This window comes from Streptomyces sp. WM6378, assembly GCF_001279695.1.
GTDB lineage: Bacteria > Actinomycetota > Actinomycetes > Streptomycetales > Streptomycetaceae > Streptomyces.
On the sequence record NZ_LGDD01000357.1, the window covers coordinates 1 to 13,483 of the forward strand.

8 protein-coding genes and 2 pseudogenes are annotated in these 13,483 nt (G+C 69.5%); 7 read left to right on the top strand and 3 right to left on the bottom strand.

Features of this window, described 5'->3' with window-relative positions; translation table 11 throughout:
- Positions 1 to 521 precede the first annotated feature (521 nt).
- A pseudogene (locus ADK54_RS41800) lies at positions 522 to 1,232 on the bottom strand (ATP-grasp domain-containing protein); the annotation flags it as partial.
- A gap of 183 nt (positions 1,233 to 1,415) precedes the next feature.
- Between ADK54_RS41800 and ADK54_RS41805 the strand changes: the two are divergent.
- The 4 genes from ADK54_RS41805 (at position 1,416) to ADK54_RS41820 (ending at position 7,991) form a co-directional block, all read left to right on the top strand.
- Positions 1,416 to 3,110, top strand: a complete 1,695-nt coding sequence (locus ADK54_RS41805) for a thiamine pyrophosphate-binding protein (RefSeq protein WP_053731101.1) — start codon at positions 1,416 to 1,418, stop codon at positions 3,108 to 3,110.
- Between the two features lie 12 nt (positions 3,111 to 3,122).
- The gene (gene frc, locus ADK54_RS41810) at positions 3,123 to 4,367 is read left to right on the top strand and encodes a formyl-CoA transferase (protein ID WP_053731102.1); all 1,245 of its coding nucleotides are present in this window, start codon (positions 3,123 to 3,125) and stop codon (positions 4,365 to 4,367) included.
- A 3-nt stretch (positions 4,368 to 4,370) separates the two neighbouring features.
- A complete protein-coding gene (locus ADK54_RS41815; protein WP_053731103.1) occupies positions 4,371 to 6,515 on the top strand; it encodes an acetate--CoA ligase family protein in 2,145 nt (714 codons plus the stop codon).
- A gap of 69 nt (positions 6,516 to 6,584) precedes the next feature.
- Positions 6,585 to 7,991 (top strand): OFA family MFS transporter, encoded by a 1,407-nt coding sequence (locus tag ADK54_RS41820; protein WP_053731104.1) that lies wholly within the window; start codon positions 6,585 to 6,587, stop codon positions 7,989 to 7,991.
- An 89-nt stretch (positions 7,992 to 8,080) separates the two neighbouring features.
- On the opposite strand, the gene ADK54_RS41825 is transcribed toward ADK54_RS41820, so the two are convergent.
- The gene (locus tag ADK54_RS41825) at positions 8,081 to 9,049 is read right to left on the bottom strand and encodes an alpha/beta fold hydrolase (RefSeq protein ID WP_053731105.1); all 969 of its coding nucleotides are present in this window, start codon (positions 9,047 to 9,049) and stop codon (positions 8,081 to 8,083) included.
- Between the two features lie 487 nt (positions 9,050 to 9,536).
- On the opposite strand from ADK54_RS41825, the gene ADK54_RS41830 reads away from it, so the two are divergent.
- Positions 9,537 to 10,160, top strand: coding sequence for a carbonic anhydrase (locus tag ADK54_RS41830; protein ID WP_053731106.1), 624 nt, complete (start codon positions 9,537 to 9,539; stop codon positions 10,158 to 10,160).
- A gap of 35 nt (positions 10,161 to 10,195) precedes the next feature.
- Positions 10,196 to 11,719, top strand: a complete 1,524-nt coding sequence (locus tag ADK54_RS41835; protein WP_053731107.1) for a SulP family inorganic anion transporter — start codon at positions 10,196 to 10,198, stop codon at positions 11,717 to 11,719.
- A 66-nt stretch (positions 11,720 to 11,785) separates the two neighbouring features.
- Here the strand turns inward: ADK54_RS41835 and ADK54_RS41840 are convergent.
- Positions 11,786 to 12,407, bottom strand: a pseudogene (locus ADK54_RS41840) (GntR family transcriptional regulator).
- A 347-nt stretch (positions 12,408 to 12,754) separates the two neighbouring features.
- Between ADK54_RS41840 and ADK54_RS41845 the strand changes: the two are divergent.
- Positions 12,755 to 13,435 carry a VC0807 family protein gene (locus ADK54_RS41845; RefSeq protein ID WP_199827157.1) on the top strand — a complete coding sequence of 227 codons (681 nt, stop codon included), beginning with the start codon at positions 12,755 to 12,757 and terminating at the stop codon, positions 13,433 to 13,435.
- The last annotated feature ends 48 nt before the right edge of the window (positions 13,436 to 13,483 follow it).

Consider the following 13,483-nt stretch of genomic DNA (forward strand, 5'->3'; position numbering starts at 1 on the left):
TCCCCACCCCGCCCCTTCCCGAAAGCCTCCGGCGGTGGGTCGTTGGGCTTGGGCCGGCAGGTGATGCGCCGGGGCTCCCACCCGGAACCCTGCTCTGGCGGGTCATTCGACCTCGGGCCGGCGGGTGGCACCGGGGCTCCGCCCCAGACGCCTACGCTGGCAGGTCATTCGGCCTCGGCGCGGCGGGTGGCGCTGAGGGCTCCATACCCGGCCCCCGGCACCTTGACGGCGAGTTCGTCGACTGCGGGCCGTCGGTGGCTGGTCGCGCAGTTCCCCGCGCCCCTCAGCGGGGCAATGTCAAGCCCCTGTCGCTGCGGGCGAGTTGGGGGCCGCTCCCGAACCCGCCCTACAACGGTAGTTCCTTCGGCCTCCGGCCGGGGGCACCGCCGCCCCAGCCCCCGTCCTGGCGGGCCCTTCGGCTGATGCTCGGTGCACCGAGCCCCCCCCACCCCCAGTACCCCCACTCCTCAAACGCCGGAAGGGCTGCATCAGGCGCCATCGGAGGGAACCCTGGAGCAGCACAGACCCTCGGCCGACGCCGCGGCCTCCAGTGGGTCCCCACTCGGGCCCACCCCGGACGAGCCCCAACGCGCTTGCCGGAAACGCGCGTTGTCGCCCAGAGCGATCTTTGCGTCGAGCGCCAGGATCTCCCCCGACACCGTCCGCACCAGGAGGTTCACCTCCACCAGGACCGCGTCCTCCACCACCAGGACCTGCCACGGGCGGGTCAGCACCGGGGCCGCCTGTGGCGGGAGCTTCGCCGCCGCGGCGATCTCGGCCGCCTTCGCCGCGTCCACCCCCGCTCCTGGCCGACGGGGATCCGGGCGACGGCCTCGGGGCGGTCGGCCGCGACCTCCTCGATCTCCATGCCACCCTCGGCGGACGCGATCGCGAGGAAGAAGCCGGGCGCGCGGTCCAGGACGTACGACACGTAGAACTCGGCCTCGATGTCGACCGGTTGGGCCAGCATCACCTTGCATATGGCATGGCCTTTGATGTCCGCGCCCAGGATTTGACGGGCCGCCAGTTCGGCGGCCGCCGGGTTCACGGCGAGCTTGACTCCGCCCACCTTCCCTGCCTCCGGTCTTCACCTGCGCCTTGACGACCACCCGGCCGCCCAGCGACTCGGCCGCCGCCCGGGCCTCGCGCGGGGATGCGACCACGGTCACGTCGGGGACCGCGATGCCGTGGTCCTTGAACAGCCCCCTTGCCTCGTACTCGTACAGATCCAATCCCGGCTCCTGTCGAAGGGTGAAAGTGCCGCACACCCCTGGACAGCGCACCATCGAATGAGAGATAACAAGGTTCATACAGTATTCGTCGACTGTATGCAATCCATTGGAGGACGCCCCCTGCCCTCGGCGGGCAGAACCGAAGGCGCACCTCAACTCCCCCAAGAAGGGACGGACTTCGCCATGCCTCACGGCTCCGACGACAGCGGTCAGGACCTCATCTCGGGCGGACACCTGGTCGCCAAGGCACTCAAGGCGGAGGGCGTCGATGTCATCTACACCCTCTGCGGCGGCCACATCATCGACATCTACGACGGCTGTGTGGACGAGGGGATCGAGGTCGTCGACGTACGTCACGAGCAGGTCGCCGCCCATGCCGCCGACGGCTACGCCCGGATCACCGGGAAGCCCGGCTGCGCCGTGGTCACCGCCGGGCCCGGCACCACGGACGCCGTCACCGGGGTCGCCAATGCCTTCCGCGCCGAGTCGCCGATGCTGCTGATCGGCGGTCAGGGCGCCCACAGCCAGCACAAGATGGGGTCGCTCCAGGACCTCCCCCATGTCGACATGATGACGCCGATCACCAAGTTCGCGGCGACAGTCCCGGACACCGCGCGGGCCGCGGACATGGTGTCGATGGCGTTCCGCGAGTGCTTCAACGGGGCGCCGGGGCCGTCCTTCCTGGAGATTCCGCGCGATGTGCTCGACGCGAAGGTGCCGTTGGAGAAGGCGCGCATCCCGGCGGCGGGGCGCTACCGGGCCTCCACCCGCAGCCCCGGCGACCCCGAGGCCGTCGAGAAGCTCGCCGACCTGCTCGTGCACGCCGAGAAGCCGGCGATCCTGCTGGGCAGCCAGGTGTGGACGAGCCGGGCCACCGACGACGCCGTCGAGCTCGTACGCACCCTGAACGTGCCCGCGTACATGAACGGGGCCGGGCGCGGCACGCTGGTGCCCGGGGACCCGCACCACTTCCAGCTGTCGCGCCGGTACGCGTTCTCCAACGCCGACCTCATCGTGATCGTGGGCACCCCCTTCGACTTCCGGATGGGGTACGGAAAGCGGCTCTCGCCGAGTGCGACGGTCGTGCAGATCGACCTCGACTACCGGACCGTCGGCAAGAACCGGGACATCGACCTCGGGATCGTCGGCGACCCCGGTCTGATCCTCAAGTCCGTCACCGAGGCCGCCTCGGGGCGGCTGGGCGGCGGGGCCGTCAGGCGCAAGGCGTGGCTGGAGGAGCTGCGGACCGCCGAGCAGACCGCGATCGAGAAGAGGCTGCCGCAGCTGAAGTCGGACGCCTCGCCGATCCATCCGTACCGGCTGGTCAGCGAGATCAACGAGTTCCTCACCGAGGACTCGATCTACATCGGGGACGGCGGCGACATCGTCACCTTCTCCGGTCAGGTCGTCCAGCCGAAGTCGCCGGGGCACTGGATGGACCCGGGGCCGCTCGGCACGCTCGGTGTCGGCATCCCGTTCGTGCTCGCCGCCAAGCAGGCGCGGCCTGACAAGGAGGTCGTGGCGCTGTTCGGCGACGGGGCGTTCTCGCTGACGGGCTGGGACTTCGAGACGCTGGTCCGCTACGACCTGCCGTTCGTCGGGATCGTCGGCAACAACTCCTCGATGAACCAGATCCGTTACGGCCAGGCGCAGAAGTACGGCCTGGAGCGGGAGCGGATCGGCAACACCCTGGGCGACGTCCACTACGACCAGTTCGCGCGGATGCTGGGCGGCTACGGCGAGGAGGTCCGCGACCCCGCCGACATCGCGCCCGCGCTGCGACGCGCCCGCGAGTCGGGCAAGCCGTCACTGATCAACGTGTGGGTCGATCCGGACGCGTACGCCCCCGGAACCATGAACCAGACCATGTACAAGTAGAGGAGCCCTGCCATGACAAAGGCCCCCGCGACCAAGGCTCTTGAGGGCGTACGCGTCCTCGACATGACCCACGTCCAGTCCGGCCCTTCCGCCACCCAGCTGCTCGGCTGGCTCGGCGCGGACGTCGTCAAGCTGGAGGCGCCCACCGGTGACATCACCCGGGGGCAGCTGCGCGACCTGCCCGACGTCGACTCGCTCTACTTCACGATGCTCAACTGCAACAAGCGGAGCATCACCCTCAACACCAAGACCCCGCGCGGCAAGGAGATCCTGACCGAGCTCATCCGCCGCTCCGATGTGATGGTGGAGAACTTCGGCCCGGGCGCCGTCGACCGCATGGGCTTCACCTGGGAGCGGATCCAGGAGATAAACCCCCGGATCGTGTACGCCTCGATCAAGGGCTTCGGGGAAGGCCCGTACACCGACTTCAAGGCGTACGAGGTCGTCGCGCAGGCCATGGGCGGGTCGATGGCCACCACCGGCTTCGAGGACGGGCCGCCGCTCGCCACCGGTGCGCAGATCGGCGATTCCGGGACCGGCATCCACGCGGTGGCCGGCATCCTGGCCGCGCTCTACCAGCGCGAGTCCACCGGGCGCGGCCAGCGCGTCCAGGTCGCCATGCAGCACGCGGTCCTCAACCTGTGCCGGGTCAAGCTGCGCGACCAACAAAGGCTGGCTCACGGGCCGTTGGCGGAGTACCCCAATGACGACTTCGGCACGGAAGTTCCCCGTTCCGGCAACGCGTCCGGCGGCGGGCAGCCCGGCTGGGCCGTGAGGTGCGCGCCCGGCGGGCCCAACGACTACGTGTATGTGATCGTTCAGCCGGTCGGTTGGCAGCCGGTCACCGAGCTCATCGGCCGCCCCGAGCTCGCCACCGACCCCGAGTGGGCAACACCCGAGGCGCGCCTCCCCAAGCTCGACAAGATGTTCCAGCTGATCGAGGAGTGGTCCTCAACTCTCCCCAAATGGGAGGTACTTGAGCGACTCAACGCGCACAACATCCCGTGCGGCCCGATCCTCTCCACCAAGGAGATCATCGAGGACGCATCCCTCGCCGCCAACGAGATGGTCGTCGAGGTCGAACACCCCGAGCGCGGCCGGTTCACCACCGTCGGCTCGCCGCTCAAGCTCTCCGACTCCCCCGTCGACATGGTCACCTCGCCGCTGCTCGGCGAGCACAACGAAGAGGTGTACGTCGGCGAACTGGGCTTGAGCGTTGACGAACTGCGGCTGCTCAAGACGAACGGAGTGATCTGAGCGATGGCCGGTGTCGAGGCACAGGACCGCGAGGCGGTGCGGGCGCTGCTCGCGGCCGTACGGGCCGAGGGGCGCGCCGCGCTCACCGCGCCCGAGGGCAAGACGATCGCGGACGCGTACGGGATCGCCGTGCCGGGCGAGGCGCTCGCACGGGACGTCGACGAGGCGGTCGCGCACGCGGCGCGGCTCGGCGGCAGGTCCGTACTGAAGATCGTCTCGCCGGACATCCTGCACAAGACCGACGCGGGCGGGGTCGTGGTCGGCGTGGAGGGCGCGGCCGAGGTGCGGGCAGCTTTCCACCGGATCGTCGAGAACGCCCGCGCCTACGCTCCCGATGCCCGCGTCGACGGCGTGCAGGTGCAGCAGCTCCTGCCGCCGGGGCAGGAGGTGATCGTCGGGGCGGTCACCGACCCCACCTTCGGCAAGGTGGTGGCGTTCGGGCTCGGCGGAGTGCTGGTCGAGGTCCTGAAGGACGTCACGTTCCGGCTCGCACCGGTCACCGCCGACGAGGCGATGTCCATGCTCGACTCGATCAAGGCGGCGGAGATCCTGCGCGGGGTGCGCGGCGCGCCGGCCGTGGACCGGTGGGCGCTCGCGGAGCAGATCCGCCGGGTGTCCCAACTGGTGAGCGACTTCCCGGAGATCGCGGAGGTCGACCTCAACCCGGTGATCGCCACGCCCGAGGGCGCGGTCGCCGCCGACATCCGGATCCTGCTCGCCACCGACGTGGCCAAGCCGCGGCGGACGTACACCCGCGAGGAGATCCTGCGCTCGATGCGGCGGCTGATGCGGCCGCGCTCGGTCGCCGTGATCGGCGCGTCCAACGAGCAGGGCAAGATCGGCAATTCGGTCATGCGCAACCTGGTCGACGGAGGTTTCTCCGGGGAGATCCACCCCGTGAACCCCCGGGCCGATGACATTCAGGGCCGCAAGGCGTACGAGAGTGTCACGGACGTTCCGGGTGAGGTGGATGTGGCGGTCTTCGCGATCCCCGCCAAGTTCGTGGCGTCGGCGCTTGAGGAGGTGGGCCGCAAGGGCATTCCGAACGCGGTGCTCATCCCGTCCGGCTTCGCCGAGTCCGGCGATCAAGCCCTCCAGGACGAGCTCGTGGCCATCGCCGAGCGGCACGGAGTGCGGCTGCTCGGGCCCAACATCTATGGCTACTACTCCACTTGGCAGGACCTGTGCGCCACGTTCTGCACCCCGTACGACGTGAAGGGCCCGGTCGCCCTGACCAGTCAGTCCGGCGGGATCGGCATGGCGATCCTCGGCTTCGCGCGCTCCACCAGGACCGGGGTGTCGGCGATCGTCGGGCTCGGCAACAAGTCGGACATCGACGAGGACGACCTGCTGACCTGGTTCGGTGAGGACCCCAACACCCAGTGCATCGCGATGCATCTGGAGGACCTCAAGGACGGCCGGGCCTTCGTCGAGGCGGCGCGGGCGACCGTGCCGAAGAAGCCGATCGTGGTCCTCAAGGCCGGCCGGACCAACGCGGGCGCCAGGGCCGCGGGCTCGCACACCGGCGCGCTGGCCGGGGACGACGCGGTGTACGACGACATCCTGCGCCAGGCGGGGGTGATCAGGGCGCCCGGCCTCAACGAGATGCTGGAGTACGCGCGGGCCCTGCCCGTGCTGCCCGCCCCGCGGGGCGACAACGTCGTCATCATCACCGGCGCGGGCGGCTCCGGGGTACTCCTGTCGGACGCGATCGTCGACAACGGACTCCAACTCATGGAGATTCCCCCGGACTTGGACGCCGCCTTCAAGGCGTTCATCCCGCCGTTCGGCGCCGCGGGCAATCCGATCGACATCACGGGCGGCGAGCCGCCGGCCACGTACGAGGCCACGATCAGGCTCGGCATGGAGGACCCGCGCATCCACGCGCTCGTCCTCGGCTACTGGCACACGATCGTCACCCCGCCGATGGTCTTCGCCGAGCTGACGGCGCGGGTCGTCGAGGAGTTCCGGGCGCGCGGCATCGAGAAGCCCGTGGTGGCCTCGCTGGCCGGTGACACCGAGGTCGAGGAGGCCTGCGCGTACCTCTTCGAGCGCGGCGTCGCCGCCTACCCCTACACCACCGAGAAGCCGGTTGCGGTGCTCGGTGCGAAGTACCGCTGGGCACGGGCCGCGGGGCTGCTCACCTAGGCCCTTGCCGCAACGAAGGGTTTGGACAGGGGGCGCTGGCCAGGTTCTTTCGAAGCCAAGGGGACGACCATGAGCGACAGTTCCACATCCGGAGGGCCACGGTACGCGGCGGGTGTCGCCTACCGGAACGTCACGGACAGCAAGGGCCGCGTGTATCGCGTCGGCGAGACCGATCGCGATCTGCTGGGCCACAGCCGCAAGTTGATGGTGTATTTGCCGTGGGTCGCGATGATGGCGATCAGCGTGTCCGAGTACGCCTACGGTTCCGCCGAGGACACCCTCTCCGAGGCCCACGGCTGGGCGCAGAGCAACACCTTCTGGATTCTGAGCGTCTGGGTGTTCTTCCAGGCCGGCATCGCCTTCCCCGCGGGCTGGATGCGGGAGAAGGGCATCCTGACCGCACGCCGGGCGATGTACATCGGTTCGGCGCTCTGCCTCGTCGGATTCTTCGCGCTGTCCCACCTGCGCAACGTGCTCGCCGCGATCTTCGGCTTCGGCGTCGTGGGCGGGGTGGGGTCCGGACTCGTCTACGCGACCTGCATCAACATGGTCGGCAAGTGGTTCCCGGAACGGCGGGGCGCCAAGACGGGTTTCGTCAACGGCGGCTTCGCCTACGGCTCGCTGCCCTTCATCTTCATCTTCAACTACGTCTTCGACACCGCCAATTACCACGAGGTCCTCGACCTCATCGGCGTCTACGTGCTGATCGTGGTCGCGGTCTGCGCCTGGTTCTTCAAGGACCCGCCGAAGAACTGGTGGCCCGCCGAGATCGACCCGCTGAACTTCTCCGGCAACGCCAAGGGCGCGGCGAGCCTCGCGAAGAATCCCCCGGCGGTCAGGCAGTACACCCCGAAGGAGGCCATCAGAACGGGCATGCTGCCGCTGATGTGGATCACCATCGTGATGACGGCGGGGGTCTCCATCTTCGGCATCTCCTTCCAGGTGGACTACGCGAAGGAGGTCGGCTTCGGCCCGCTGGTGGCCGCCTCCTCCATGGGCGTCATGGCGGTCATCAACGGCATCGGCCGGGCGGTCGTGGGCTGGCTGTCCGACCTGTGGGGCCGCAAGGTGACCCTGGTGTTCGTGATCGTGGTCCTGGGTCTCGCACAGTTCGGCGTGATCTGGGCGGGCCATATCCACAGCCAGTGGCTATTCCTGTTCTTCGCCTTCCTGTCGGGCTTCGGCGGCGGCGCCTTCTACCCGATGTTCGCGGCACTGACCCCGGACTACTTCGGCGAGAACTACAACGCCTCCAACTACGGCCTGGTCTACAGCGGCAAGCTGGTGAGCGGCCTGTTCGGCGGCGGGCTCGGCTCGATGGTCGTCGACGCGTGGGGCTACGACGGCGCCTATGCCCTGGCGGGCGGCATCTCGATGGTGGCGGGCTGCACAGCCCTGCTGCTGCGACAGCCCGGCCGGACACGGATGCGGGACATCGCGGCCAACCCCCAGCCCATCAGCCGGGAGGTGGTGTAGGCCCCATGTGCGCGCGGCCGCCCCGGGGCTGAGCCGGTCCGGGGCGGCTCGCGCCGGCCAGAGGTGCCGCACCGAGCGGTATCGGTCCATCAGCCCCGCAGCTCTGTCAGGAACTTGACCAGCGCGGCATTCACTTCCTCGGGCCGCTCCTGCTGAGTCCAGTGGCCGCAGCCCGGCAGCACGATCGGTTCGCGGCGCAGGCTGGGCATCAACTCCGGTAGTTTCGCGATGAGTTCGGGCGTCCCCGGGAATGCCGGGACCAGGTCACGGTCGCCGTAGACGTACAGTGCGGGCGGACTGACGACCGCGCCGTGCCAGGCGGCGGTGAGCTCCCAGTTGCGGTCCAGGTTGCGGTACCAGTTCAGGGCTCCGGTGAAGCCCTTGGCGTAGCTCTCGGTGAGCTCGTCCAGGTCCTCCTCGGTGAGCCAGTCCGGAAGCACCTCGGGCTCGGTCATGTCCGCGAGCCAGCCCCGGCCCGGATCGGCCACCAGCGCCTGATCGGGGCGGCCCGCAACGGGGGCGTCGCCGGAGGCGGAGTAGAACAGCTTGCGCAGGGCAGTTCGGGGGTCCTTCGCGAACTCGGCGTCGGCCACCCCGGGTCGATTGAAGTAGTTCCAGTAGAACCGACCGCCGAACCGCTCCTGCATGGCCGCCAGCGGCGGACGCTCCCCGCGGAACGGCGGCGGCACGCTCAGCCCCGCCACCCCCCGCACGACGTCGGGTCGAAGCAGCGCGGTGTGCCAGGCCACCGGCGCGCCCCAGTCGTGCCCGACGACGAACGCCTCCTCCTCGCCCAGTGCGTGGATCAACCCGACCACGTCCCCGACGAGATGGAGGATGCTGTACGCGTCCACGTCCTCCGGGTGATCACTGCGGCCGTATCCGCGCTGGTCGGGGGCGACTACCCGGAACCCGGCGGCGGCCAGCGGGCCGAACTGGTGGCGCCAGGAGTGCCAGGACTCGGGGAAGCCGTGCAGCAGCAGGACGAGCGGGCCCTCGCCCTGCTCCGCGATGTGCAGCCGGATGCCGTTCACGTCGATCATGCGATGCTCAACCATGGGCCGAGCATACGCCTGCCCGTTGCACGTAATTGCTGAGGCTCTTTCACGTTCCACAGGCCTCAACTTCAAACAATCGGAAGGTAAAGCACAATCGTCGATCAAATGAAGAGCAAGGATTGCCAATGACGCCGCGCACGGAGTCGACAAGGGAGTCTCTCGTGGCGCACCACCGGTGCAAGTCCCCTTCTACATAGGCATGTCGTGCGCCCCGCAGCGCCACCGTACGCCCCATTTACTCGGCCCCGAAATTGATCAAATGCCCCATTCCTGGGGGATTTTGCCAACTATTATGTCTGCCATAAACAGGCAAAGCGCTGGTAAGGTTTTGGTTGCGGCAGCGAATCCGACTGTGCCGCAGTGGTGTGGCGTATCGCCCCGAGGACGTGGCGCTGAAGAATCGCCGCCGCACCCCTTCACCGCTCTTGACCGACCCGACCACACCGCGCCCCGGCTGAAGCCGTGCAGGCGCAGGAGGCAGGCCATCATGAAGTCACTGATCGACAAGACGCGTTCCTTCTCGGCCACGCACGTGGCCGACCCCCGGCATGCGGAACTGTTCCAGGCCTTCGAGGCCGGGCAGGCCCCGGAAGTCCTGTTCATCACCTGCTCGGACTCGCGCGTCGTACCAACCCTGATCACCGGGGCGCGCCCGGGCGAGCTCTTCGAACTGCGTACCGCCGGCAACATCGTCCCTGCCTACCCCGGCCTCGGCCGCCCCACGGGTGAGGCGGCCACCGTCGAGTACGCCGTTCGCGTCCTCGGCGTCCGCGACATCATCGTCTGCGGGCACTCCCACTGCGGTGCGATAAGCGCTGTGGTCCGCGGCGAGGACCTGTCCGCCGTTCCCGCCGTCCGCGGCTGGCTGGAAGAAGCCGTGCCGCCGCACGCCCCCGTCCGCTCGCTGGTGACGGCCTCCGCCGACGTCGCGGAAGCCGTACAGGCCCACGCCCTCGCACAGTTGGAGACGCTGCGCGGCTACCCGTGCGTCCAAGAGCGCATCGACGCGGGCACGCTCTCCCTGCACGCCTGGTACTACGAAGTGCATACCGGCGCGGTCAGAGCGCAACAGGCGCAAGAAGACGGCGAACTGTCGTTCAAAGCCCTGTGAACCGGCCGGGTACGAATTCGGGGGGACCCTCGCTCATGCTGTGCGCTTTCAAGAATCCTGCTGTCCTGCGCCAGGACGCGCTCGCCTCGCTCGTGGTGTTCCTGGTGGCCCTGCCCTTGTGTGTGGGCGTGGCCGTGGCGTCGGGCGTGCCGGCCGAACTCGGCCTGATCACCGGCATCGTCGGCGGGCTCGTCGTCGGCCTCCTGCCAGGGAGCGCGCTACAGGTCAGCGGCCCGGCGGCCGGTCTGACCGTCCTTGTCCTCGAAGCCGTCCGGGAGTTCGGACTGAGCATGCTCGGCGCCATCGTGCTGGCGGCCGGAGTGCTCCAGATCGGCCTCGGCCTGCTGCGGTTCGGCCGTTGGTTCCGGGCGATCTCCGTCTCGGTCGTACAGGGCATGCTGGCCGGCATCGGACTCGTGCTCATCTTCGGGCAGCTGTACACCATGGCCGGCGTCCACCAGCCGCGCTCGGGCCTGGAGAAGATCCTCGGCATCCCGGGTCTGGTCGGTGACATCGCCACCAGCCGCTCCGCACTGACCGCCTTCGCGGTGGGCCTCGGCACCATCATCGTGCTCGTGGGGTGGAAGAAGCTGCCCGCCAAGGTGCAGCTGATCCCCGCGCCGCTGGCCGCGGTGGCCCTCGCCACCGCCGGCACGGCGATCGGTGGCCTGGACGTCGCCAACGTGAAGGTGAAGGGGCTCTTCGAGGCCGTCCAGCCGCCCGGTCCGAGCGACCTCGGCTCGTTGGGCAACGGCGCGGTGCTCGGTACGGTCCTCGCTTTCGCCCTCATCGCGTCGGCGGAATCGCTGTTCAGCGCGGCAGCGGTGGACCGCATGCACGACGGCCCGCGTACGCACTACGACAAGGAGCTGGTCGCCCAGGGCGTGGGCAACACGGTGTGCGGCGTGCTCGGGGCCCTGCCGATGACCGCGGTCATCGTCCGCAGCTCCGCCAACCTCCAGGCAGGTGCGACGACGAAGGTCTCCCGCATCCTGCACGGGCTGTGGTTGCTGCTGTTCACCGTGTTGCTGCCCACGGTGATCGGGATCATCCCGCTCGCGGCACTCGCGGGCGTACTGGTGCACGCGGGCTGCAAGCTGATCCCCGTCAAGGAAGTGCTCCCGCTGTGGCGCGAACACCGCGGCGAGCTCGTCATCCTCACGATCACGGCCGTCGCCATCGTGACGACGAGCATGTTCGAAGGCGTGGTCCTGGGCCTGGTGCTGGCCGTGGCGAAGTCGGCATGGGAGACCTCCCACGTCCACCTCGACACCCGCGAACTCACCGGTGGCAGGCTGGTGGTGGCCCTCACCGGCAACGCCACCTTCCTCCGGCTTCCCCGCATCCTGCAGACCCTGGAGGCACTGCCGAAGGACCAGCCCATCGAACTCGACCTGACGGCCGTGCGGCACCTGGATCACGCCTGCCGCGCCGCCCTGCGGAACTGGGCCGCCCGCCACCACACCACTGGCACCGAACCCGTACGGATCAGAGTGCAGGCCACGGAGAACGACGCCACCATCGCGTCGGCGGGGGCGGCGGGCCGACCCGTGGCGTAGTCGAGCGCGTTCTGCACCCGCCGGGCAGAACGGACTCGGACAACGCGGCCCGGGCTGTCGGCGGGGTCAGCCCCGCTCGGTCCGCTCGTGGTAGGTCGTGCGCGTGTGCTCGGTGTGGGCGCGCATGACCTCGGTCGCCCGCTGCTCGTCGCGCGCCGAGATCGCCGCGATCAGGTCCCGGTGCTCGATCCAGGACTGCTTGCCGCGCCGGCGGGGGGGCCGGGGGGGGCGGGGGTACCAGCGCCGGGGCGCCCGCCGGCGCGGCAAGGAGTCCTGGATCGAGCACCGGGACCTGATCGCGGCGATCTCGGCGCGCGACGAGCAGCGGGCGACCGGCGATCCCGGCCGACCCGGAGTTGGCCGCGGCGAGCCGTGCCGCCTCGGCCTCCAGGAGCGTACGCACCGAGAGCAGCTGGTCGGCCTCCTCCTCGGTGGGCTCGTGGACGAACGCGCCCTGCGCGGGCCGCAGGTCGACCCAGCCCTCGGTGTTGAGCCGCTGGAGCGCCTCGCGCACCGGCTGCCGGGACACCCCGAGGTGCCCCGCGAGTTCGCTCTCGACCAGGTGCTGGCCGGGGCGCAGGGCCCGGGTGGTGATCAGTTCGAGGAGGGCCTCGTACACGCGCTCACGCAGCGGCCCGGGCCGCTCCAGCTTGGGCACGGTTCCCTGCGGCAGTCCTGCGGACAACATGGGTTCCCCCTCCTGCACCACGGGCGTCGAGCCGGTCATGGAAATTGGCTATCGTCTACAGTCTACCGAGCACAATCCCCCTGCACGTTCCTCGTACGTTCCTCGTCCGAATCCGGTTGCACAGGTACCGGGATTTGGCCTGGATCTACCGCGAGGGCCAAGGCGCGGGGCCGCTTTCGGGCCGCTCTTTCGCGCCTGGGGCGCTGATCCCGCCGTACCGCGGGCCCTTGTCGGGCCGCGCCGACTGACAAATGTCCCGGCGTTCTCGGGACAGCGATCTCTGCCGCCCAAGTGCCCTCCCCCGCCAGGCTGTTCCCGTCGTCGAGGAGTGGACCGGGGAGACCGTGATGGGCAGCAGCCGCAACCCGTTGGTGGACAGCCTGATGCCGTTGGTCGTGGAGGCGGGCGTGCCGCTGGCCTCGTACTACGCGCTCAAGGCCGCGGGGATGAGCACCTTCGCCGCGCTGGCGCTCAGCAGTGTGCTCCCTGCGGTGCGGACGGTGTGGAGCGCGTTGAAGGGCCGCGACCTCAACCGCCTCGCTGCGCTGGTCCTGGCGGCGAACGTAGGAGGTCTGGCGCTCTCGGCGGTCAGCGGCGATCCCCGGCTGATGCTGGCCAAGGACGGTGCGCTCAGCAGCGTGGTCGGCATCGGCATCCTGCTCTCGGCGGCGGCCGGCCGCCCGCTGATGACGTCCGCGCTCAAGCCCTGGATCACCAAGAATTCTCCGGACAAGGCTGCTGCCTGGGACCGCCTGATGGCCGGGAACGCACAATTCCGCCGCCGCGAGACGCTGTTCTCCGTGGTGTGGGGCGGGGCACTGCTGACCGAGTGCGTGGCCCGTGTGGTCGGGGCCTACACCATTCCGGTGGACACGATGGTGGGGCTCGGCACGGTCATCCTGGTCGTCGCCATCGGGGCAGCGGTCGTGATCTCCGGGGCGTTGGCGGTCGGCCCGATGGAAAAGCTGGTGGAGGGGGAGGCTGCGGCTCAAGGGGCCCCCTCCGCAACGGCTTCTGCGAGTTGCTGAGGCCATGAGCCGGAGGACCAAGGAGGGCGCCGACCGGACCGGAAGGAC